This is a genomic window from Oceanirhabdus sp. W0125-5, from assembly GCF_027938815.1.
In the GTDB taxonomy this organism is placed as follows: domain Bacteria; phylum Bacillota; class Clostridia; order Clostridiales; family Clostridiaceae; genus Oceanirhabdus.
The window spans coordinates 1820878-1845017 of the sequence record NZ_CP115913.1; the positions used below are offsets into that span (position 1 = coordinate 1820878).

At 31.4% G+C, this 24140-nt stretch carries 19 protein-coding genes and 1 riboswitch; of the genes, 17 read left to right on the plus strand and 2 right to left on the minus strand.

Annotated features, from left to right (window positions below; genetic code table 11):
• Nucleotides 1-117: 117 nt before the first annotated feature.
• A complete protein-coding gene (locus tag OW730_RS08515) occupies nt 118-2028 on the minus strand; it encodes a YgiQ family radical SAM protein (protein ID WP_271228621.1) in 1911 nt (636 codons plus the stop codon).
• 363 nt (nt 2029-2391) lie between these two features.
• Between OW730_RS08515 and OW730_RS08520 the strand changes: the two genes are divergently transcribed.
• From OW730_RS08520 to OW730_RS08530, 3 genes are all read left to right on the plus strand, one after another.
• On the plus strand, nt 2392-3657 hold the full coding sequence (locus tag OW730_RS08520) for a magnesium transporter MgtE N-terminal domain-containing protein (protein WP_271228622.1): 1266 nt from the start codon (nt 2392-2394) through the stop codon (nt 3655-3657).
• Nucleotides 3658-3925: 268 nt separating this feature from the next.
• Complete coding sequence (locus tag OW730_RS08525) at nt 3926-4456, plus strand: RNA polymerase sigma factor (protein WP_271228623.1); 531 nt, start codon at nt 3926-3928, stop codon at nt 4454-4456.
• Nucleotides 4437-5909 (plus strand): hypothetical protein, encoded by a 1473-nt coding sequence (locus tag OW730_RS08530; RefSeq protein ID WP_271228624.1) that lies wholly within the window; start codon nt 4437-4439, stop codon nt 5907-5909. Before OW730_RS08525 ends, OW730_RS08530 begins: the two co-directional genes overlap by 20 nt.
• A 156-nt stretch (nt 5910-6065) precedes the next feature.
• On the opposite strand, the gene OW730_RS08535 is transcribed toward OW730_RS08530, so the two are convergent.
• The gene (locus tag OW730_RS08535; RefSeq protein ID WP_271228625.1) at nt 6066-7103 is read right to left on the minus strand and encodes a M42 family metallopeptidase; all 1038 of its coding nucleotides are present in this window, start codon (nt 7101-7103) and stop codon (nt 6066-6068) included.
• A gap of 84 nt (nt 7104-7187) precedes the next feature.
• Here OW730_RS08535 and OW730_RS08540 point away from each other — a divergent pair, with 84 nt between their 5' ends.
• From OW730_RS08540 to grdD, 14 genes are all read left to right on the plus strand, one after another.
• Nucleotides 7188-8570, plus strand: coding sequence for a VanW family protein (locus OW730_RS08540; protein WP_271228626.1), 1383 nt, complete (start codon nt 7188-7190; stop codon nt 8568-8570).
• A gap of 119 nt (nt 8571-8689) precedes the next feature.
• Nucleotides 8690-9628, plus strand: coding sequence for an AAA family ATPase (locus OW730_RS08545; protein ID WP_271228627.1), 939 nt, complete (start codon nt 8690-8692; stop codon nt 9626-9628).
• 14 nt (nt 9629-9642) lie between these two features.
• A complete protein-coding gene (locus OW730_RS08550; RefSeq protein WP_271228628.1) occupies nt 9643-10845 on the plus strand; it encodes a DUF58 domain-containing protein in 1203 nt (400 codons plus the stop codon).
• Nucleotides 10846-10871: 26 nt separating this feature from the next.
• Nucleotides 10872-13184 (plus strand): transglutaminase-like domain-containing protein, encoded by a 2313-nt coding sequence (locus tag OW730_RS08555; protein WP_271228629.1) that lies wholly within the window; start codon nt 10872-10874, stop codon nt 13182-13184.
• Nucleotides 13185-13270: 86 nt separating this feature from the next.
• Entirely contained in the window at nt 13271-14092 is an 822-nt protein-coding gene (locus tag OW730_RS08560; RefSeq protein WP_271228630.1) for a Cof-type HAD-IIB family hydrolase, read from the plus strand.
• Between the two features lie 723 nt (nt 14093-14815).
• On the plus strand, nt 14816-15283 hold the full coding sequence (locus tag OW730_RS08565; protein ID WP_271228631.1) for a tRNA (cytidine(34)-2'-O)-methyltransferase: 468 nt from the start codon (nt 14816-14818) through the stop codon (nt 15281-15283).
• A gap of 503 nt (nt 15284-15786) precedes the next feature.
• A riboswitch (glycine riboswitch) is annotated at nt 15787-15893 on the plus strand.
• Between the two features lie 167 nt (nt 15894-16060).
• Entirely contained in the window at nt 16061-16438 is a 378-nt protein-coding gene (locus tag OW730_RS08570; protein WP_271228632.1) for a GrdX family protein, read from the plus strand.
• Between the two features lie 16 nt (nt 16439-16454).
• A complete protein-coding gene (gene trxB, locus OW730_RS08575) occupies nt 16455-17375 on the plus strand; it encodes a thioredoxin-disulfide reductase (protein WP_271228633.1) in 921 nt (306 codons plus the stop codon).
• Between the two features lie 64 nt (nt 17376-17439).
• Complete coding sequence (locus tag OW730_RS08580; RefSeq protein ID WP_271228634.1) at nt 17440-17778, plus strand: thioredoxin family protein; 339 nt, start codon at nt 17440-17442, stop codon at nt 17776-17778.
• Between the two features lie 187 nt (nt 17779-17965).
• Nucleotides 17966-19252 (plus strand): glycine/sarcosine/betaine reductase component B subunit, encoded by a 1287-nt coding sequence (locus tag OW730_RS08585; protein WP_271228635.1) that lies wholly within the window; start codon nt 17966-17968, stop codon nt 19250-19252.
• A gap of 65 nt (nt 19253-19317) precedes the next feature.
• Nucleotides 19318-19788 (plus strand): glycine/sarcosine/betaine reductase complex selenoprotein A, encoded by a 471-nt coding sequence (gene grdA, locus OW730_RS08590; RefSeq protein WP_271228636.1) that lies wholly within the window; start codon nt 19318-19320, stop codon nt 19786-19788.
• A gap of 29 nt (nt 19789-19817) precedes the next feature.
• Entirely contained in the window at nt 19818-21131 is a 1314-nt protein-coding gene (gene grdB, locus OW730_RS08595) for a glycine reductase complex selenoprotein B (protein WP_271229539.1), read from the plus strand.
• 177 nt (nt 21132-21308) lie between these two features.
• Entirely contained in the window at nt 21309-22844 is a 1536-nt protein-coding gene (gene grdC / locus OW730_RS08600) for a glycine/sarcosine/betaine reductase complex component C subunit beta (RefSeq protein WP_271228637.1), read from the plus strand.
• Nucleotides 22845-22870: 26 nt separating this feature from the next.
• Nucleotides 22871-24037, plus strand: a complete 1167-nt coding sequence (grdD, locus tag OW730_RS08605; RefSeq protein WP_271228638.1) for a glycine/sarcosine/betaine reductase complex component C subunit alpha — start codon at nt 22871-22873, stop codon at nt 24035-24037.
• The last annotated feature ends 103 nt before the right edge of the window (nt 24038-24140 follow it).

Consider the following 24140-nt stretch of genomic DNA (forward strand, 5'->3'; position numbering starts at 1 on the left):
TTATATTACAATGTTTCATTAAGAGGAAACGAGTGAACTCTTATTGTCCAAGGAACAATAAAATTAGAATTTCACAGAGTGAAATGTCAATCGTTTTCAACTTTCAATTTTCAATTCTCAACTTCTTTTAAAGTTTTTCTTGTTTCTATTTCCTTTTCCAACGCTCTTCGAAGAATCTTTTTTCGAAGAATTATTTTTCGAAGGTTTTTTCTTTTGAAAGCTTGGGTTTTCTCTAATCAAGCATTTTGGTGTATTTCCAATTAAATCATAACGTCCTTCTTTTAACAGCGCTTCTTTGACCAATGGATGGTTTTGTGGAAGTGAATACTGTAAAAGGGCACGCTGTGTTTTTTTGTCTTTTTCAGTTTTTGGAACAAAAACTTTTTTCCCTGTAAAAGGATCTATGCCTGTATAGTACATTACAGTTGAAAGACTTCCTGGTGTAGGATAAAAATCTTGAACCTGCTCAGGAATATGACCCATATCTCTTACAAATTCAGCTAGTTCAATAGCAGAATTTATATCGCTGCCAGGGTGGCTAGACATTAGATAAGGTACAAGGAATTGTTTCTTACCTAATTTTTTATTTATCTTAACATACTTATCTCTAAATCTTTCATATACTGCTCTACCTGGTTTCCCCATATGACATAAGACTTTATCGCTTATGTGTTCAGGTGCAACCTTAAGCTGACCACTAATATGATGTTCACAAAGTTCCTCAAAGAATTTTGTGTTTTTATCATGAATCAAATAATCATATCTAATGCCTGAACGTACGAATACTTTTTTTATTTTTGGATGACTTCTAACTTTTCTAAGGATATTAAGATATTCGCTGTGGTCTATAATTAAATTCTTACATGGTTTAGGGAATAAACATTGACGTTTTGTGCATACCCCTTCGGTAACTTGTTTTCTACATGCCACATTTCTAAAGTTAGCTGTAGGACCTCCAATATCATGGATATAACCTTTGAAATCTTTAGCTGTTGTTATTAAATCAGCTTCGTTAATGATAGATTTTTCGCTTCTTTTTTGAATAACTCTTCCTTGATGGAAGGTAAGTGCACAGAATGAACATCCACCAAAGCAGCCTCTGTGACTGGTAATTGAAAAATTAATCTCCTTAATAGCCGGGATTCCACCCATTGAATCGTAAATTGGATGATAATCACGTGCATAAGGAAGTGAATATACAAAATCCATTTCTTCAACTGTTAGTGGAAATTGAGGAGGATTTTGAATTATATATCTATCACCATGTTTTTGCACTACAGCTCTGCCTTTAATGGCGTCTTGCTCGTAATATTCTAATTTAAAGCTTTCAGCATATTTTGACTTTTGCTCAGCGCATTCTTCATAAGAGGGTACCTCTACATGAGAATAATCTAAAGATTCTATTGAATTTCTATGGATAACTGTTCCTCTTAAATCGGTGATATCTTTTATTGATTTACCATAAGATAAAAGATTTGATAATTCAATAATTGTCTTTTCACCCATACCATAAAGGAGCATATCAGCCTTTGAATCTAAAAGAATACTACGTCTAATTTTATTAGACCAATAATCATAATGAGCAAATCTTCTTAAACTAGATTCAATTCCTCCTATTATGATAGGAACTTCACTTTTGAAGCATTCTCTTAGTTTATTACTATAAACAATAACGGCTCTATCAGGTCTGTGTCCACGTTCACCATTTGGTGAATATAAATCATTTTTACGACGAATTTTATTAACTGAATAATGATTAACCATTGAATCAATATTTCCTGAATTAACAAGGAAAGCATATTTTGGTTTTCCTAAACTCATAAAATCTTTTTTATCGTTCCAGTTAGGTTGTGCAATAATTCCTACTGAGAACCCTTGGGATTCAAGAACTCTTGATATTATTGCTGTACCGAAAGAGGGATGATCAACATAAGCATCCCCTGTAACTATTATGAAATCTAATTGCTCTATCTTTCTTTTTACTAAATCTTCTTTATTTATAGGAAGAAAATCTTCTCTTTTTTTCATGGTCAATACCTCCAATAACATTTATCTTAACAAAAAATATTAAGCTATTCAAATTAAATTAAAAATAATTTAAAAAATTCCGTTACATATAGAGGAATTTATAATATAATGAAAGTATTAGAAGTAAATTTAAAGTATTAAATGATATAAAAAATATACTATACATATGGTCATAGAACTATATGTATTTTTTAACGGGGTGAGTTTTTATGGACGCTGGTCCTGAATGGTTAATGAATAAAGAAAATTTAATATGGAGGAGCTAGTTTCTTAATTTATAATTAAGAATATATACAATAATAGTGTTTTTAATTATAAATTAATGGATAAACCTGTTCCTCCTTGTGGATTGGAGGAATAGTAATGGAAAAGTTAACAAATTTTCATTTGAAGTCTATACTTAATAGAAAGGTTTACGACGAGTTTAATGAGGTAGTTGGATACTTAATAGACATATATGTTTCAACTGATGAGGGATATCCAAGAGCAATTGGATATAAAATTAAAAATGAACGAGAAGTTGTAAATTGTGAATTCAAGAGCATTGATTTTTATGGGAAAGAGGATAGGATTGAGATAAGAATAAAAAGTGCAAGAGAAATTATACCAAGAAGTTATACTTATCTATTATCTAAAAATTTACTAAATAGAAAAATTGTCGATTTAAATGGAAAAAAAGTAGTTCATGTTGATGATTTGAGTTTAGCGATAATAGCTGGTGAAATAAGGGTTCTTGCTGTTGAATCAGGAATAGATGCAAAAGTAAGAGGAAAAAAAGCTAGAAAGTTGTATTCTTGGATTTACAAGTTGTTTTCAAAGAGTAAAAAAGATAACATTGTTTTATGGGATAGTGTTGAATCCTTAGAAATAGGGGTAAGTGGTCTTAAAGTATCATATTCATATGATAAGTTAAAAAATCTGCATCCTGCTGATTTAGCAGATATATTAGAAGATTTAGATTCAGATTATAGAAATAGGATACTAGAAAACTTAGATATTGATTTAGCATCTGATATATTAGAAGAAATTGAACCAGAAATTCAAGTAGATATCTTGAAAAATATTGATGATGTTAAGGCACAAGAAATATTAGAAATAATGCCTAATGATGAGATAGCAGATATTCTAGAAGAAGTAGATGAAGAAACAGCTGAAGAAATACTAATGGGATTCGAAAAAGAAGATCAGGAAGAAGTAAGATCTCTAATGAGATATGAAGATGATGTTATAGGAAGTATAATGAACAAAGACTTTATTGCATTTAATATGGATTTAAAAGTTAGTGAGGTTATAGAAATACTTAAAGGTAGTAATCCGGAAGAGGAAGTGTGTTATTTTATTTTTATCATTGATGAAGATGGAAGGTTGCTTGGAGAAGTATCAATTAGAGAATTGCTTTTATCATCAAAAGATTGCAATATAAAGGATATAATGAATAAAGACATAAAAATTGCTAAAGATACAGATTCCATTGACGTTGCAGTTGAGTTGGTGATAAAATATAGCATGAATACATTACCAATTGTTGATGAATCTGAAAGACTTTGTGGTATTGTTATAGTAAATGATATAGTTGAAGAAGTATTATCAACTTCTTGGAAAAAGAAATTAAAAAGAAGTGCACAATAATAAATTCAAACTTAGCTTTAAAATTCTAGAGCTAAGTTTGTTCAGTTATAAACAGAAAATTTGTTTATCACATGAAATACAAGATATTTTTTGAAATAGTTCCTTTAGCTTACCATGTACAAGCTATCAACATCATAGTAAGCTATTAATAGTAGAGAAAAACTCAAATTCTAAAAAATATACTGAAAAATATGCAACTAAATAATTTGACTATACGTATATTAAGTAGAACTTGAGGAAAATAGTACAAGTTCAGGAGGTACATTGAATGACAATAAATTCGGATATGTTGTTTGAGGAATTATATGATACTTATTATAATGGGGTATATAGGTACATATTTGCTGCAGTGAAGGACAAGTGGAATACTGAAGATATCATTTCAAATGTATTTACCAATATATATAAACATAAAGATAAAATCATAACTGTGGAAGAAAGCAAAAATTGGGTATTTAGAATTGCGCATAACGCTATAATAGATTTCTATAGAAAAAATAGTAAGATAATCCCCATAGAAGAATTTCTTGATAGAGGAAATGAAGAGTCGGGTTATGAAGATGTTCTTGTTAAGGATGAATTTAAACCTATCAGGAGTATAATTGATGATTTGCCTAAGGAAACTAAGGAAATGATTTATTTGAGATATTATGGTGGACTAAAATATAGAGAAATAGCATCTGCAGTAAATACCCCAGAGAATACGGTGAAATCAGTAATATCAAGGACTATTAAAAAGATTAGGAAGATATACGATACTAGTACAGGAGGTGTGATAAATGAACGCAGAAAAGTTTGATATTGAGAAAATGCTTCAAGAGGATGCAGAGTCAATTGAAATTGATTTAGATTTTAAAGCAAAACTTAAGGCAAATATCATGAAAAATAATTCAAGCTTTGAAGGTAATAATATTATTGATTTTAATAGGAAAACAAGTGTAAAGCCTGATAATAAATTAAAGGATATCACTTCTTATAAAAAATACTTAAAGATTGCATCTAGTTTTGCAATCGTAGGGTTAATAGGTTTTAGAGTTGGGGTAGGCAATTTAGGGGTTGCAAAGGTGGAAATACCTAATAAGATAGAAGTGCTAGATACAGTGGTATATAATGTTATACCTAATAATGAAGCTGCTTCAGCTAACAATAGTAATGATTCGAAAAATGAAGAGGGAATTAAAGCGCCTGTTCAAGAGGTGGCGAAAAATTCGGAAAATGACGCTACTAACCCAGATGATCAGAATAAAACAAGTAATAGTGACAGTAATGAAAATGGGGTAGATGAGACTCCTTCAACTGACAATAATACTGATGGTCAATATGTTGCAACTGCAAAAGATGGGACTGGATCTGAACAGGGAAATAGCAATACTGGTAGAGAAGAAATTCCATTTGAAAAACCAGGAATAGTAGATCCAAGTAAAGAAACAGATAATACAGAGACAGATTTCAATGAGATTATTGAAAAGAAGGATAATAAGCAGTTTGCATCAGGTAATACACCTTCAGAAGATAAAGATAGTAAAGGTGAAAGTGTATTAGTAACTCATGCAAAAGAAAATGGTTTAGATTTATACTACGGTACTTTAACAATAAAAGAAGATGGATTGTTTAGTATAAAAGATAATAATGTATATATTAAAAATGGAGATTCAGAAGAGTTGATTTTTGCACAAGAAGATAATTGTGAATTATTAGGGATTAAAAAAATTAATGATAATGAAGTAATCTTGTATAAAGGTTCATTTAATAACCAAGAGAAGAAGATATATCAATTGTCTAAACTAAATATTTCTTCAAAAAAAGAAAAATTACTTGTATCAGAAGCTGATAATATATCACTAACTAATACATATGATAAATTAGCATTTGAAATTAACGGTAACATAGTGATTAAAAATATTAAAACAGAAAAACAAGAGAAAACTTTAAATGGAAGCAATATTGCTTGGTCATCAGATGGACAATATCTAAGTTATGTTAAAACAGTTAATGAAAAGAAGGAAGGGGAAAAGATTAAAACATATTCTTCGTTAGTAGTATACAACTGTGAAGAAAATGAAGAAACCCATCTAACTAAAAAAGAATTAATTGTTAAAAATGACAAGGAACTCATGGGAAGATACCAATACGGGGAAAACCTATGGAGTAATGATAATAAGTGCATATATGTTGTAAGAGATGATAAAAGTATAATTATAGATACTGACGGTAATCAAAAGCAAGTAATTGAATTAATTGTTGAGAAATAATATTAAAACAATGGTGAGTCTTTTGACTCACCATTGAATTTGTTTTATGTTATAGTTAAATGAATTCAACTATAGTTGTAATGTTTTCGTAACCTATTATGAAAATAAGTATTTTATAATATAATTAGTATGTAATAATATTATAAAATATGTTAATTATTGTTGAGAATATTCTATAATAAGTTGAAGAGTAGCGTGTATTGAATCCATATGAGTTCTTTCGTAACCATGTGAAGCGAATACACCAGGGCCAATTAAAGCTGTTCGGATGTCCCAACCAGCTCTAAGTGCTGCGGAAGCGTCTGAACCATAGTATGGATAAATATCAAGCTTGTAAGAAATATTATTTTCTTTACATATATTTACTAAAGTTTTTCTAAGGTCTAAATCATATGGTCCTGAAGAATCTTTAGCGCAAATACAGCAATCATATTCTGTAGAGTTTTGATTTGGACCAGGACAACCCATATCTACAGCAATAAATTCCTTTGTATTTTCAGGAATAGCTGCAGAGGAACCATGTCCAACTTCTTCGTAATTACTTATAAAGAAGTTAATAGTTCTTTGAGGAATTATATTGTTGCTCTTTAAGTGATACATGCTATAAAGCAGAATAGCAATACTGGCTTTATCATCAAGGTGTCTTGACTTAACAAAACCGGATTTAGTTATTATTGTTCTACTGTCAAAGCAAATGAAATCTCCAATTGAGATACCTAGCTTTTCAGTATCTTCTTTAGAAAATATTTTTTCATCAATAACTACTTCCATATTTTCAGGAATTCTTTTAAGTTCACGGGCATCATTGCCGCTAATGTGAACAGAAGGTTTTACAGTTTGAATAGTTCCAGTAAAGGTCTCACCTTCAACTGTTTCAATTGTACAATTTTCTCCTTCAATAGAATTCATCATATATCCTCCAAGAGGAGTGATTGCAAGTGTTCCTGATGAATTGATATTTTTAACCATTGCTCCTAATGTATCTACATGAGCAGAAAAGGTTATGGCGTTATCTAAATCATGACCTTGGATAGTTGCTATAAGAGCACCTTTGTTAGTTTTTTTATAAGTAATACCTAAAGAGTCCAATTCTTTTATGATATAATCTATAACTTTATATGTATAACCAGTAGGACTAGGTAATGTTAAAATATCTTTAAGATATTTATGTAATTTTTCATTGTTTATATTCATACTTAAACCTCCTTTTCATTTAGTTTATTTTAACATGAAGTATGAGAGGATGTCATCTTAATATTTAAATAGGTGGTGGATTGATTGAAAAAAAAGATTTTTATAGTAATATTATTGTTATTTTTGTTTGGAGGAACTGCATTCGGTAGTTATATTTATTTTCAAACACAAGAATGGGATGAAAAAATATATAGTGGTATCTCAGTGATGGATGTGGATTTGAGTGGGTTAACTTCTGATGAAGCTAGAACTAAGTTAATCGACGCTTTTGAAAATAGGATATTAGAAAAAGAGTTGACAATAAAATTAGAAGACAAAGAGTATGTGTTAACATATGAAGAATTAGAGGCAAGATTCAATATCGACAAAACTGTTGAGAATGCGATAGCTTTTGGAAAGGATCTTTCTGTCTTAGAAAAATATAAAATAAAAGATAAGAATAATGAAATAAATTTTAAAATGGAGTTTGATTATAATTCCAATGTGATTGATGAAGTTGTTTCAGAAATGAAGAGTAGATATGATCAAGAGCCTATAAATTCTGAAATAAGAATGGTTAAAAGTGGACAATTCTATGTTAGTCCTGAACAAATAGGAAAAGAATTAGATGATGTTAGATTAAGAGAGCAAGTAATTTCTAATATAAATGCAGATTTTGAACAAGCTAGTATTACTATTGATGCTCCTGTAATAATTACTAATCCTGAAATTAGAGAGGCAACATTAAAGAGTATAGATACTAAAGTGGCAGAAGCTACAACTGCTTTTAAGACTTCAGGTGAGGGAAGATCAGCAAATGTAATTTTAGCAACTGATACTTTAAATAAAACGTTACTAATGCCAGGAGAGTATTTTAGTTTTAACGAGGTGGTTGGTGAAAGGTCCGTTGAAAGAGGGTATAAAACATCAAAAGTAATCATTAATAATGAACTTGTGGATGGTACTGGTGGTGGTGTATGCCAAGTTTCAACAACTTTATATCATGCGGTTATGAAGATGGGACTTGGATTTGTAGAAAGGATGAATCATACTTTACCGTCAAGTTACTCTGAATTAGGACAAGATGCTACTGTTGCATGGGATTATCTAGATTATAAATTTGTAAATACATTAGATTATCCAATTTTCATAGAAGGATATACAAAAGATAAAGAGATTTTTATAAATATGTATTCAAATTCTTCTGTGATTGATGGTGAATATGTAATGGTAAGTAATGTTGTTGAAGTTTTAGAGCCTACTGTGAAAAAAATAGAAGATCCTGAATTATATGTTGGAGAAGAAGTTGTTGTTAAGAAACCAATAACAGGTTATATTGTTGAGGTATATAGAGAACATAGAAAAAACGGACGAGTTTTAAAGAAAGAATTTATTTCAAAAGATAGATATCAAGTAGTGAATGGTGAAACAAAGATTGGAACAAAACCAAAAGAAGAAAATAGTGAGACTGCAAAGTCTGGTATATAAAAACACCCAAAGGGTGTTTTTATTTTTATCAAAATATAATATGAGTACTATAGCAATTTGCTCGGCTGAGGCATAATATGGTAAAATTAATAATATAAGCAAAAATTAGGAGGGGTAGTATGACAAAAAGGGGTTTGATTGAAGAAATTATAAGTAATATTGGAAAGGTTATAATTGGTAAAAGAGAGGTAATTGAAAAGGTGCTAATAGGGATGCTGTGTAATGGACATATTCTTATAGAGGATACTCCTGGAGTTGGGAAAACCATGTTGGTTAAAGCGATCTCTAAGAGCTTTGGGTTGGATTTTAAAAGAGTGCAATTTACACCTGACTTATTACCTTCTGACATAACGGGGATATCAATTTATAATCAAAAAACTAGAGAATTTGAATTTAGAAAGGGCCCGATTTTTACTAATTTACTATTAGGAGACGAAATAAATAGAACTTCTCCTAAAACGCAAGCTGCTTTATTGGAGGCTATGGAAGAAAAACAGGTTTCTGAGGGTGGTAAAACATATGAACTAAATGAACCGTTTCTTGTTATTGCAACTCAAAATCCTATTGACAATGAGGGGACATATAGATTGCCAGAAGCGCAACTTGATAGGTTTATTATGAAAATATCTATGGGATACCCTGCTCATAAGTATGAGGTTCAAGTATTGAAAGATTATAAAGAAGCTAATCCTATTGAAGATATTGGAATGGTATGTTCGAAGGAAAAGTTAATTGAAATGCAGGAAATGGTTAAGAAGGTTAAAGTGAAAGATGAAATATTAGATTATATAGTTAGAATAGTTTCTAATACACGTGGTGATGAAGCGGTTGTTATGGGTGCAAGTACAAGAGCTGCATTATATCTTATGAAAATAGCTAGTGCTAATGCTTTTATAGAGGGAAGAGATTATGTTATAACAGATGACGTTAAGAAACATGCATTTGAAGTATTATCACACAGAATATTAATATCACCATCTGCAAAAGCTAATGGGCTTACTGCTAGAAAGGTAATAGGAAAAATATTAGATAGAACTGAAGTACCTAAAATTATTTAACTTAAGGAGCCGATATGAAAAGAGTAAATATAGAAAAAAATAAAGAAAGGGTTAATTTTAAATTTTTCTTTGCAACTTTAATTATGTTCTTATTTGCTTACTTTATGGGAGGAGAGTTGCCATACTCATTATTCTATACAATGGTATGTATTATTGTTTTTTCATTATGGTATGTATATAATGCTAAAAAAAAATTATCTTGTTTTGTGGATTTAAATATAAAAAGGACAATAATTAATGAAAAAGTGATAGTCAATCAGACAATTTGCAGTGATACCAGGACACCTTTGGTAAATGTACTGATAAAATCTTTTCAATTTAACACAGTAAACGGAGCAAACAAAGAGGTGCGTCTTTTCCTAGGAGAAAAAGGTGCAGAAAGAATAAAACAGGAAGTTGCTTTTAAATATAGAGGAGTTTATAAAATTGGGGAAATAGAATATGAGATTTCAGACCCGTTTGGAATTTTTAAAGTTAAAAAGAAAGAAGTAGGTGAAGGAGAGATTCATGTTTATCCAGTTATTTATGAAATTTTTGAAGAGATAAACACTAGATCAAAATATTTGGATGCATATATTCTAAGTAAGAATGGTATTGAGGATAGGAATTTAATTAAAGATATAAGAAAATATAGACCTGGAGATGATATTAAAAGAATCCACTGGAAAGTGAGTGCTAAATACGACACATTATTGGTTAAAAACTATGAGAAGGTTGAAGGAAATGAAGTTTTTCTCTTTATAAATATGAATAAAGAAAATATGGAGAATTTAGAAGAAGAGGAGAGAATGGTAGATTTCTCAATGTCTCTAATGTACAATTTCTTAAAAGAAGAAATTCGCTGCAATATATCAATCAACTCATTAGAAGAAAAAGAATTTTATTTAGAAAATAAAACAGTTTTTGATGAGACTGCTGAGTTTTTTAAAAATACGAAGTCTGATGGTGAAGAGGAATTTGATGAATTTATAAATAATAAAATAAATAAAGTTCCTTTTAGAGGGTGGATAGGTGTAATTACAATAAAAGTTGATGAAAAATTAAAAAATTCCCTAATTAATTTAAAGGATAATGGATATAAGGTTACACTTTTTCATTGTGATAGTAACGAGAAAAATATTAAATTATTAAGAACTTTTGGAATAGAAACAATGGAGTATCAAACATTTATAGAGAAAAAAGAGACTGAAGAATGTAAGCGGGTTTATAACTATTAATAAGGGGATTAATAAGGAGAAGCGCGATGAAAAGATATTTAGAAGCTTTTCTTGGGGTGTTGGTATTTTTTAATATAGCGATAATTGGTTTCTGCTATGTTGAATATTACGATATTCAAGAAATTGTATTTTATGAATTGTTTATAGGGGTTTTAAGTGTATATTTAATTCAAAGATTAGTGTGTATAATTGTAAATAGCAAATGGAAAATCCCAGCATTGATAACACTATTCTTTTTATTTCAAGGGTTATTATTATTTAAAGGTAGTGAAATACTAGGGAGGCTGTTAAGAGTAATAGAAGAATGCCATATTCTTTATGATAAATATTATTATAGTGAAGTTATAATATATACAGAATTTAGGTGGGCGATATTATTTTTTGCTTCTGTAATTACTTTATGTATAGCAACACTTGCCTTTAATATAAAAAGGAATAGTCTGATTTATTTTGATATGATAATAGCTGTAGTGTTATGGTATCAAAATGGTACACAAATAATAAAAAAATATTTAATAATATTTATAATGATTGGTACAATAATTTATATGGTAGATAAGTTGATTCCTGTACTTAAAGATTTTAAGAGAAATAGAGATACATCATTAATGGCTTGGTCTATTATAATGGCAGTAATCATTGGAATAACTGTTCGACTTATACCAGCTAAAATTTATGGTAATGATATATTTGGTTTAAGTGGTTTTGTGGATAATAAATATGCTCCTGTAAAAGGGAAATTTAAAATATCATATAGTGATGTATATAGATATTCCGATTCTATTAAAGATGGAAAAAATAAATTGGGTGGGAAAATAAATCAGGAAAGCAAGAAAATTATTCTGGTAAAAGGGGAAGATGTACAGTACCTTAAATCTTTTAATAAGAGTTTATATGACGGAGCGTATTGGTTTAACACCTCAACTTCATATAAAAAATTAAAAGATAAAAAGATGGATTGGGATGACTTGAAGAATTTTGAAAAAATAGAGTCTGAAATTATTGAGATAAAATATGAGGATGGATTTATAACAAGGAGTATATTTACACCAGGATTTTCAGAAGAGTTTTTTATTAATGATCGTATTTATTATGATGAAAATAGTACAAGTATACTTAAATCAGATGAGAAAGCAGATAAATATAAGGTAAAAAAAATACAATTAAAATCCAAAGCAACTGGTGTTATATTGGCGGAAAAATTCTCGGATTTAAAAAAGGAATCTATGGATGACTTTAAATATTCTATCCCTTGTGAGATTATAAGGAATAATAATAAGGATGCTGAGTTGAGTTATTTATATATGCAGATAGAAGGGTATAATGGTCTAGATGATAAAACAATGATAAATAATCTAACCATACTTAAAGAATATGAAGAGTATCTCGCACTCCCTCAAAGTATAAGTGATCGAGTTTATGATTTAACTTATGAGATTATTGATGGGGCGAATTCGTCGTATGAAAAAATAAATAGGATTAGAAATTATTTAAAAGAAACTTTTCCGTATACATTGGATGTAAGTGAAGTTCCTGATGAACATGAATTTGTTGATTATTTCATATTTGAAGAGAAAAAAGGTTACTGCACATACTTTGCAACTGCTATGGCGGTAATGGGAAGAATAGCAGGAATTCCTACAAGATATTGTGAAGGGTTTAAGATTGATTATAGTAATACTTTTTATATAGATGAAAATACTGAATCCCAGTCAAAGTTTTTTGTTAAGACAGATAATGCTCATGCATGGACTGAGGTGTTAGTTGATCCTGAAGATGATATTTGGATAGTTGTAGAGGCTACAGCGAGTGAAGAGGCTGAAGTAGAAATTTCAAATATTGAGCGTGCTGAAGTTAATCCTGCCAAAGGTCGTGATAGATTAGAGGATTTCTTAAACTTTGGAGATATAAATGATGAGCTTGGTGAAAGAAATAATATAGTTCAGAAAAAAGATAAAGATAATAGTTTTATATTATATCTTATATTAAGAATATTGTTAGCTTTAATACTTTTAAAGTTAATCTATGATACTTATAAACGATTATCTATAAAGAATAGTAAGAGTCCTTCAAAAATCTATTACTATGCATTAAAAAGGTTGAAAAGGGTCAAAATTAATAAAGATATTAGTGAATCAGAAATTGAGTTTTCTAAAAAGATAGCAAATCCTGAGTTAAGAAAAATAATGATGGAAATAGTTAGATTAGGATATGAAGAATCATATGGAATAGAGAATGAGTATTCATCTAAAGAACATTATAAAGGAATTAATAGATATATCAGAGAGAGTTTAGGTGTATTTGTTGATACAATCATTAGAGTGGTATTGGGAGAATAAAGAAACATAAAGAAAAAAACATTTTAAATTTTTGAGTCAATTTATTTATGTATTACAATATCTATATTATAGTAGGGAGAAAAATAATGAAGTACAAAATGATATGTCTTGATATGGATGGGACGCTGCTAACCAGTGATAAAAGAATAAGTGAAAAAAACAAAGAATACTTAAGAAGGATAAAAGATAGGGGAGTAATAATTGCTGTATGTACTGGGCGGTTGTTGATATCTGCAAAGTATTTTGCGAATCTTATTGGTGAAGAGGTAGATGTTATAGCATCAAATGGAGCTTTGGTAATTGATAAGAATGATAATGAAATTTACGAGAGTCATCTAGGGTACGAAAATGGAATATGTGCTTTAGAAATAATGAAAAATAATAATATTTATCCTCACTTTTATTCAAGGGATACAGTTTATACTGAAAAAATGGCTTATTCATCTATTTTTTATCAGAAATATAACGAAGCTGCAGGAAATGATAAGTATAAAGTTAAATTTAATATGGTTAAAAATTGGGATGAGACGTTAAGAGTAAATGAAAATAAGATTATGAAGGCTGTGGGAATGAGTGAAGATATTAATTTAATAAGAAAAATAAGAAGCCAGCTAAGTGAAAATTCAAATATGGAAGTAGTATATTCTCATAATAAAAATTTTGAAGTAATGAAGAAAGGGGTATCCAAAGGAAATTCCATAGGAATCTTAGCTGCACACTACGGAATTAGTAGAGATGAGATAGTTGCTTTTGGAGATAGTAATAATGATGTTTCAATGTTAAAGTACGCTGGATTAGGTGTAGCAATGGGAAATGGAACAAAAGAAATTAAAGAAAACTCTGATTTTATTACTTTAAGTAATGATGAAGATGGAGTGGCACACGGGATTGAGAAGATCTTTTTATAAGATAAAAAGATAATTGAGAATGTAGAATGTAGAATGTAGAATGAATGACATTTCACTCTGTGAAAATTTTAATCTTATTGTTCCTTGGGTAATGGAATTTGACTCGTTTCACTTTCGATGAAACATTGTAGATAAGTTTTAAAATATTTCTTTGGATTAAAATATTAAAAGATTTTTGTTTTAATACTTTATAAATAGAGAGTTTAAGTGCATTTTATAAAATACAAGAAACTGATTATAGATTGAAACTATAATCAGTTTTTGTTTATAAGAATAAAGTAATAACTAATAAAATATAAATTAGGAGTCAGGTGTATTTATTAAATTAAATATAGTTTTCGTTTTTAATAAAACCTTGTATTTCATATTTAATATCTTATCAAGATAAAATTTAAAAAAAGCAAAACAATAAGATGTAGTTTCTGCTATAAAGCAGAAGCGCCCTTCATTATACATTCTCCATTATCAATTATACATTCGCTTTATAAAGTTTATAATTTATCAATTCAATCGAATGTTTTGAAAATAGTATTTAATATAAGTTACTTTAAGTATATAATTATTAGGTAAAGTCAAATATCTAAATAAAACCATTATGCAAATGAATTAATTGATGAATAAACAAAGAATTATATCAAAGTGGAGTTGTTTAATTTAAATATTAACTATATTTGTTCTTTGTTCTTTATTCATTGTTGTTTGTATATATTATAGGAGGAGAAAATGAATATTAATATAGTATTATTTCAACCGGAGATACCACATAACACAGGGGCAATAGGAAGAACTTGTGTTTTAACAGATTGTACACTGCATCTTATCAAGCCTTTAGGTTTTAATCTAGATGAGAAAGCTGTTAAAAGAGCAGGTCTTGATTATTGGAAAGATGTAAAGATTGAAGAACATGATAGTTATGAAGATTTAAGAGCAAAATATCCAGAATCTACTTTTTATTTCTGTACAACTAAAGGAGAGAAGGATTATACGCAGGTTAACTATAAAAAAGGAGACTTTTTGGTTTTCGGAAGAGAGTCAAGTGGATTACCTGACTATATAAGAGAGGAAAATAAGAAAACTTGTATAAGAGTTCCTATGGTTGAAACTACAACAAGATCATTAAATTTAGCTAACACTGCAAATATTATTACATATGAGGCGCTAAGACAATTAGGTTTTCCGGGAATGAAATAGAAAAAATAGTAAATAAATAAAAATAATAGGGAAAATGATAATTTGAAAACTAAGTAAAATACAAAAAAAGATAAAAGGTGCCTAAAAATGACAAAAAATATTTTTTTAATAAATAAGCAATTATATTAAAAAAAAGAATGAAATACGAATTTAGATGAAAATGGAAATTTGTGTTGAAAAAAATCAAAATTAGGTACCTTTTTATGAATTAAGATTGTTAAGAGTTTAACAAAAGCAAGGTTTTAAAAATTTAAGAATAAATATCAAATGGTTTTATAGTATGTGCTGTGAGTGTATTATACGATTAAAATAAAGAATTCTCTTGAGAAGGTTCGTGTTTTGTTGTCGTAATTCATGTATAAATTTTAAAATGAATGCTATAGAAAAAATAAATTCAAAAATTGAAAAAAAAATGTAGAAAAAATTGTTACGATACTGTATAATACGAATTGTAAAACAATTGAGACAACAATTGCACATGAAAAATAAAATGAATGTTATGGATGATATATGTGGGAGATAACCAGTGAAAGACTGGTAGCCGAAGGAACAAATGTAAGTTTTGCCGAACATACATGAAAATCTCAGGCAAAAGAACCACGTATTGACATATCTCTGGAAAGCTGTAAAACAGCACCGAAGGAGTAAATCTCTCAGGTACCAAGACAGGGCAAAAGGCAAATGATCTTTTGTAATGTCTTTTTTTAATGCAAAAAAACATAAAAACATAGAATATAAGTCATAATAATATTTAAAAAAATTAAATGGGAGTTAAAAATGATTGAAAAACTAATAATTGTAACAAATAACCCGTTGAGTTTTAAAAATTTTAAGAAAAGTCATGAAACTATCTATATTGAAGGGCATGTTAGGGAAGTATATAAAAAGGTGAGAGATATGATTCACTTAGGACATAGACTGTTAACACATCCTTTAATGAGTAGTATAAAACCAAATATGACACCATATAGAACTATAGTTATTTCTTATAATAAGGAAGCAAGATGTGATATGGAGTCATTAACGTTAATTGAAGGCAGTATTGCCACTTTGGAAAAGTTCTTAAGTATTAAGCCTATTCCAGAGCATAATGAAGCTGTGAAATATGATTTTCAAGTTATAGATTATGATTTAATTAATCATGCATTGAATTAAAAAGGAGGCAAAAACCATGTCACAAATTTTTGATACTATTATAATTGGTGGTGGACCAGCTGGATTAGCTGCTGCTCTATACGGTGGAAGAGCTAGAATGAAGACTTTAATCTTAGAAAGAGCTAAGTACGGCGGACAAGCAGCGACTACTGAGGAAATGGAAAACTACCCAGGAGCTGTTGAAGGTGGAACTAAAGAGCTTATCGAAAGAATGAGAAGCCAAGCAGAAGAGTTCGGAGCAGAATTTATTAAAGATGAAGTTGTTGATATGAAGCTTGAAGGTGATGTTAAAACTTTAGTTGGAAGAAGTGGTGAATACCAAGGTAAAACTATCATAATTGCAACTGGAGCTAACCCAAGATTAGGTGGATTCACTAATGAGATTGAACTTAGAGGTAAGGGAATATCTTACTGTGCTACTTGTGACGCTGATTTCTTCACAGAGTTAGATGTTGCAGTTGTAGGTGGAGGAGATTCTGCATTAGATGAAGCGTTATACTTAACTAAGTTCGCTGAAAAAGTAACTGTAATTCACAGAAGAGATGAGTTCAGAGCTAACAAAGCAGTTCAAGAGAGAGTATTCGCAAACGATAAGATAGAAGTTATTTGGGATACTGTTGTTGAAGAAGCTATTGATGATGATGGAATCCTTGGTGGATTAAAATTAAAGAATAAGAAAACTGGTGAAGAGTCTGAGTTAGACGTTCAAGGATGCTTCGTATTTGTTGGATTTGTTCCAAATTCAAAGTTATTCGAAGGAAAAGTTGAAATGAACGAAAAAGGAGAAATCCTATCAGATACTGAAATGAGAACTAACATCCCAGGAGTATTTGTTGCTGGTGACGTAAGAGAAAAGAGCTTAAGACAAGTAATAACTGCATGTGCAGATGGTGCAATTGCCGCTACTCAAGCAGAACATTATGTAGTTAGTCACTAATCAAGAGTAAGAATATTAAAAATGTTAATAATAAAATAACATAATATATTAGGAGGTAGTAATCATGTTAGAAATCGGAAAAGAGAATCAAGAAATATTTGCAACAGAAGTTTTAGAAGCGGAAATGCCTGTATTCGTTGACTTCTGGGGAGATAAGTGTGAGATTTGTAAGCAACTTATGCCTGGAGTACACGGATTAGAAGAGAAATACGGTGACAAAATCAAATTTGCAAGCTTAAACATTTCAGGAGCTAGAAGACTTGCTATAAAGCAAAAAGTTTTAGGTCTTCCAACAATGATCATATACAAAAATGGAGAAAGAGATGCAGTTATAACTCCAGATAAAATAACAAACTTAGCTGATGTTGAAACATTCATCAAAGAGTACTACGAAAAACTATAGTTAAATTTTCAAGAGGCACTGTCTTTTGGATTTAACGAAAGGCACTGTCTTTTGGATTTAAAATATAAACAAATTTTAAAAATGAGCAACATTTGAAATAAGAGCAAATTTCAAATAAGCTCAATAATTTGAAATTTGGAAGTTAAAATGAGCAAACAATGAGTATAATTCTAGGAGGTGGACCTTTATGCGTCTAGAGATTGGTAATATATTTATTCAAGATATTCAGTTTGGCGCTGAAACAAAGGTTGAAAATGGAGTTCTTTATGTAAACAAAGAAGAACTTTTAGCTGAAATCGGTGGAGATGAAAGAGTCGCAAGCATAGATTTCGATATTGCTAGACCAGGTGAAAGTGTAAGAATCATACCTGTTAAGGATGTTGTAGAGCCAAGAGTTAAAGTTGAAGGAAACGGTGGAATATTCCCTGGATTCATCAGCAAAGTTGATACAGTAGGTTCTGGTAGAACGCACGTTCTTAAAGGGGCAGCAGTAGTAACAACAGGAAAAATCGTTGGTTTCCAAGAAGGTATCATTGATATGACAGGAGAAGGAGCTAAATACACACCTTTCTCAAAAACTAATAACTTAGTTATCATAGCTGAACCTAAAGAAGGAATCGACCAACACAATCATGAAGATGCAGTTAGAATGATTGGTTTTAAAGCAGCTACATACCTTGGAAAAGCTGGTAAGAATGTTGAGCCTAATGAAGTTAAAACATTCGAAACATTACCTCTTTTACAACAAGTTGCACAGTATCCAGAATTACCTAAGGTAGTTTATGTATACATGATTCAAACACAAGGTCTTTTACATGACACATATGTTTATGGTGTTGATGGTAAGAAGATTATACCAACAATTATGTACCCAACAGAAGCATTTGATGGTGCTGTTGTAAGTGGTAACTGTGTATCAGCATGTGATAAGAACCCAACATACGTACACATGAATCACCCAGTAATCGAAGAGTTATACGAGAGACACGGAAAAGATATCAACTTTATCGGATGCATTGTTACTAATGAAAACGTATACCTTGCTGATAAGCAAAGATCATCTGACTGGGTAGCTAAAACTCTTGAGTACTTAGGTGCTGACGCTGCAGTAGTTTCTGAGGAAGGATTTGGTAACCCAGATGCTGACTTAGTTATGAACTGTAACAAAATCACTGATAAGGGAATCAAGACTGTATTACTTACTGATGAGTATGCAGGTCAAGATGGAAGTTCTCAATCATTAGCAGATTCTACTCCAAAAGCTGACGCTGTTGTAACAAACGGTAATGCTAACGAGGTAATAGTACTACCTAAACTTGATAGAGTTATTGGTCATCCAGAAGCTGCAAATGTTATTGCTGGTGCAAACCATGAGTCTTTAAGAGAAGATGGTTCAATTGAAGCTGAAATTCAAGTTATTACAGGTGCTACAAGTGAAGTAGGATTCCACTACTTAACTGCAAAAGGTTACTAAAATTAAAAAATCAGAAATTAAAACTGTAAAATAAATTAGAAAATTTTTAAATGGAGGTTTTATCGATGTTAAAAGATAAGAAAATTATTGCAATCGGAGATAGAGATGGTATACCAGGACCAGCTATTCAAGCTGTATGTGAGTCAGCTGGAGCTGAAGTTTTATTCGCATCAACAGAGTGTTTTGTCTGAACAGCTGCAGGTGCAATGGATCTGGAGATCCAACAAAGAGTAAAAGACTTAGCTGAGAAGCATGGTGCAGAAAACGTAGTAGTAGTTATAGGTGGAGCAGAAGGTGAGTCAGCTGGATTATCTGCTGAGACAGTTACTGCTGGAGACCCAACTTTCGCAGGACCTTTAGCTGGTGTTGCTTTAGGTTTAGCTTGTTATCATGTTGTTGAAGATGAAATCAAAAACGAAGCTGATGCTGCTGTTTACGATGAGCAATGTGGAATGATGGAAATGGTATTAGATATTGACGATATAGTTAACGAACTTCAAGGTGTAAGAAAAGAGTTCGGGAAATATTCACTATAATACAATAAACACGTTCCAAGATAGGAGGAATAGCTATGATTAAGGTAGTTCATTATATAAATCAATTCTACGCTGGTATCGGTGGAGAAGAGATGGCTCACATTGAACCAGAGGTAAGAGAAGGATTCGTTGGTCCTGGTATGGGATTAAACGGTGCTTTCAAAGCTTCAGGGGAAGAAATGGAAATTGTTGCTACAGTAATATGTGGAGACTCTTACTTCGGTGAGAATATGGAAGAAGCTCTTCCAAGAGTATTAGATTTAATTAAAGGGTGCGAGCCTGATATGGTAATCGCTGGTCCTGCATTTAACGCTGGTAGATACGGTGTTGCATGTGGTGCTGTATGTAAAGCAGTTCAGGAAGTTCTAGGAATTCCTGCAATGACTGCAATGTACAAAGAGAACCCAGGTTCAGACATGTACAAGAAATTTACTTATGTTTACGAAACTAGCAATAGTGCTGCTGGTATGAGAAAAGCTCTTCCTGGAATGGCTAAATTAGCTGTTAAGTTAGCTAAAGGTGAAGCTGTTACTCCAGAAGAAGATGGATATATTGCTAGAGGAATCAGAAAGAACTTCTTTGCTACTGAAAGAGGAGCTAAGAGAGCAGTAAATATGCTTGTTAAAAAGCTTAAAGGTGAAGAATTCACTACTGAGTTCCCAATGCCTGACTTTGATAGAGTTGAGCCATGTGCTGCAATCAAAGACATTACAAAAGCTAAGATTGCTATTGTAACTTCAGGAGGAATTGTTCCAGCTGGAAACCCTGATCACATAGAATCTTCAAGTGCTTCTAAAATTGGTAAATATGACATCGAAGGTGTTATGGACTTAAAAGAAGGAGAATTTGAAACAGCTCACGGTGGTCACGACCCTGTATATGCTAATCAAGATCCTGATAGAGTTATCCCTGTAGATGTATTAAGAAACATGGAGAAAGAAGGAAAAATCGGATCACTTCACAGATACTTCTATTCAACTGTTGGTAACGGTACTGCTGTTGCTTCAACTAAGAAATTCGGTGAAGACACAGCTAAGGAATTATTAGCTGATGGTGTTGATGCTGTAATCCTAACTTCTACGTGAGGAACTTGTACACGTTGCGGAGCAACGTTAGTTAAAGAAATCGAGAGAGCAGGAATCCCTGTTACACACATGTGTACTATTACTCCAGTATCTCTTACTGTTGGAGCTAACAGAATCATTCCAACAATTGCGATTCCTTACCCATTAGGAGATCCTTCATTATCTGAGAAAGAAGAATACTCTTTAAGAGAAAAGTTAGTTGAAAACGCTCTTAAATCATTAACTACTGAAGTAGATGGTCAGGTAGTATTCGAGTAAAATAAAATTGGAAGACGTTCCGTATAATATGTGAGAGGGAGACGTCCCTCTCACAATTATATAATAGTAATTTATATAACAGTAATTTGCGTAAAGGGGATAAATCAAATAGAGTTATCTTTTTTACATAAACTACTAAAAATTTTAAAGTATTAAGATTTTAAGGAGGAAGTAAATATGAGTTACGCAGTAATAAAGAAATCTTCTTATGTTCTTGTGAATACTCCAGATATGATAATCCATAATGGAACTACACAAATGACAGAGAGAATAACAAACCCAGATTCAGAGTACTTAAAGACTCTTAAGGATCACATTAAAGATTACGAAGGTGTTGTTGGATACGCTCCAAACCAAGTTTACATTGGTAACATGACTCCTGATGAATTAGCAGCTACACCAAAGCCTTGGTTTGACAAAAATGTAGAAGGTGCTAAAAGATTCGGTAAATTTGGTGAAATAATGCCACAAGACGAATTCTATGGATTAATGAAGATATGTGACGTATTTGACTTAGTTCTTTTAGAAAATGATTACTTAAATGCTGTAAAAGCTAAGTTAGAAGAGCACAAAATCTTCAAAGGAAATGTTGCTCAATTAGGTGAAGGTGAAGAAATCGCTAAAATCAAAGACTTAGTTGAAAACAAAGGTGCTGAAGGATTATACAACAATGGTGAATTAATCGGTTGTGTTAGAAAAGCACACGATATAGATGAAAACTTAAACGCTGAATTTATCTTAGAGAACATAGCTTGTAAAGCTTCAGGAGTACTTGCTGCTGCTCACTTATTAGATGGATTAGATGTACCAGTTGAAGAAATTGGATACGTTATAGAGTGTTCTGAAACAGCTATTGGTGATATGAACCAAAGAGGTGGAGGAAACATGGCTAAAGCTATCGCAGAGGTTGTTGGATTAACAGCTGCTAATGGTAGTGACGTAAGAGGATTCTGTGCTGCTCCAGCTCACGCATTATTAAATGCTGCAAGTTTAGTAAAAGCTGGAACATTCAAGCACGTATTGGTAGTTGCAGGTGGATGTACTGCTAAATTAGGAATGAATGGTAAGTCTCACATTGCTAAAGAAATGCCAGTTATGGAAGATGTTCTTGGTGGATTTGCATTATTAGTATCTGAGAATGACGGTGTTAGCCCAATAGTTAGAACTGATGCAGTTGGAAGACACACAGTTGGACATGGTTCTTCACCACAAGCAGTTTTAGAAGCGCTTGTATTAAATCCATTAAACCAAATGGATATGAAGATTACTGATGTTAATAAATACTCACCAGAAATGCAAACTTCTGAAATTACAGCACCAGCTGGAGCTGGGGATGTACCAACTCAAAACTACAAAATGATCGGTGCATTAGCTGTTAAAAACGGACAATTAGATAGAAAAGAATTAAAAGACTTTATCGGTAAGCACGGATATGAAGGATTTGCTCCTACACAAGGGCATATTCCATCAGGAGTACCTATCTGTGGACACGGTAATGATAAAATAATGTCAGGTGAATTAGAAAACTACATGATAGTTGGTAAAGGAAGTTTATTCTTAGGAAGAATGACAAATCTTTTCGATGGAGTTTCTATACTAGTTCAGAAGAACCCTGGAACTGTATCTGAGGAAGCTGGAATAAGCAAAGAAGAAGTTAAATCTATGGTTGCAGATGCAATGAAAGACTTTGCTAGTTTTCTTATGAATAACTAATAAAGCTGTGAAAAGAGGTGTATAGCATGAGCCAAGAAAAAACTAAAGCAATGATTGCAGAAGTTTTCAGTGAGATAGCTGAAGGTGTAAAAAGCGGATCATTCGGAAAAAAAGTTAAAATCGGTTTAACAATATTAGGTTCAGAGCACGGAATTGAAGAAATGGTTAATGCAGCTGAATTAGCAGCATCTAAATACAAGGATTTCAATATCGTGTTAATCGGTTCAAAAGTTGAAACAGACTTAGAACTAATAGAAGTAGAAAGTGCAGAAGAAGGTCATAAACTAATGACTTCTATGCTTGAAAATGGAGAAATTCAAGGATGTGTTACTCAACACTTTGATTTCCCAATTGGAGTTTCTACAGTAGGTAAAGTTGTAACTCCTGCAAGAGGTAAAGAAATGATCTTAGCTACTACTACTGGAACTGCTTCAGTTAACAGAGTAGAAGGTATGGTTATGAATGCTATTTCTGGTTTAGCAGTAGCTAAATCAAATGGTATTAAGAACCCTAAAATTGGTATCTTAAATATTGAAGGTGCTAGACAAGTTGAGAGAATTCTTAAAGACCTTAAAGATGGTGGATATGAGATTGATTTCGCAGAATCATTAAGAGCAGATGGTGGATGTGTATTAAGAGGAAATGACTTATTATTCGGAACTCCAGATGTAATGGTTTGTGATTCATTAACAGGAAACTTAATAGTTAAAATGTTATCTTCATTCTCAACAGGTGGAAGTTACGAAACAGTTGGTGCTGGATATGGACCAGGTGTTGGTAAGGACTACGATAAGCTTGTAAACATCGTTTCTAGAGCATCAGGAGCACCATTAATAGCAGAAGCTATTAAATACTGTGCTGATTGTGCAAAAGGTAATGTTTTAGATCTTGCAAGAGATGAGTTTAAGAAAGCTAAAAAAGCTGGATTAGACACTTTAATTGAAAAGCTTATGGCTAAGCAAAAACCAGCAGCTACAGAAGAGGAAGTTAAAATGCCTCCTAAGGAAGTTGTAACATTCTCTATAGCTGGTGTAGATATTCTAGATTTAGAAGATGCTTGTAAAGCTCTTTGGAAGAAAGATATCTACTCTGAGAGTGGAATGGGATGTACTGGTCCTGTAATACTTGTAAGTGAAGCTAATGGTGAAAAAGCTATTGAAGCTTTAAAAGAAGCTGAATTTATTCAAGGATAGTATATAAAGCGCACAAGGGGAACCTTGTGTGCTTTTTTAATGGAGAATTGAGAATGTAGAATGGAGAATGATGGATGTTTCTGCTGCTGCAGAAACTACATCT

Bases quoted from the DNA above. Each gene is read 5' to 3' on its own strand.
- OW730_RS08515 (WP_271228621.1), bottom strand. From the start codon at position 2,028: ATGAAAAAAAGAGAAGATTTTCTTCCTATAAATAAAGAAGATTTAGTA.
- OW730_RS08520 (WP_271228622.1), top strand. From the start codon at position 2,392: ATGGAAAAGTTAACAAATTTTCATTTGAAGTCTATACTTAATAGAAAG.
- OW730_RS08525 (WP_271228623.1), top strand. From the start codon at position 3,926: ATGACAATAAATTCGGATATGTTGTTTGAGGAATTATATGATACTTAT.
- OW730_RS08530 (WP_271228624.1), top strand. From the start codon at position 4,437: ATGAACGCAGAAAAGTTTGATATTGAGAAAATGCTTCAAGAGGATGCA.
- OW730_RS08535 (WP_271228625.1), bottom strand. From the start codon at position 7,103: ATGAATATAAACAATGAAAAATTACATAAATATCTTAAAGATATTTTA.
- OW730_RS08545 (WP_271228627.1), top strand. From the start codon at position 8,690: ATGACAAAAAGGGGTTTGATTGAAGAAATTATAAGTAATATTGGAAAG.
- OW730_RS08550 (WP_271228628.1), top strand. From the start codon at position 9,643: ATGAAAAGAGTAAATATAGAAAAAAATAAAGAAAGGGTTAATTTTAAA.
- OW730_RS08555 (WP_271228629.1), top strand. From the start codon at position 10,872: ATGAAAAGATATTTAGAAGCTTTTCTTGGGGTGTTGGTATTTTTTAAT.
- OW730_RS08560 (WP_271228630.1), top strand. From the start codon at position 13,271: ATGAAGTACAAAATGATATGTCTTGATATGGATGGGACGCTGCTAACC.
- OW730_RS08565 (WP_271228631.1), top strand. From the start codon at position 14,816: ATGAATATTAATATAGTATTATTTCAACCGGAGATACCACATAACACA.
- OW730_RS08570 (WP_271228632.1), top strand. From the start codon at position 16,061: ATGATTGAAAAACTAATAATTGTAACAAATAACCCGTTGAGTTTTAAA.
- trxB (WP_271228633.1), top strand. From the start codon at position 16,455: ATGTCACAAATTTTTGATACTATTATAATTGGTGGTGGACCAGCTGGA.
- OW730_RS08580 (WP_271228634.1), top strand. From the start codon at position 17,440: ATGTTAGAAATCGGAAAAGAGAATCAAGAAATATTTGCAACAGAAGTT.
- OW730_RS08585 (WP_271228635.1), top strand. From the start codon at position 17,966: ATGCGTCTAGAGATTGGTAATATATTTATTCAAGATATTCAGTTTGGC.
- grdC (WP_271228637.1), top strand. From the start codon at position 21,309: ATGAGTTACGCAGTAATAAAGAAATCTTCTTATGTTCTTGTGAATACT.
- grdD (WP_271228638.1), top strand. From the start codon at position 22,871: ATGAGCCAAGAAAAAACTAAAGCAATGATTGCAGAAGTTTTCAGTGAG.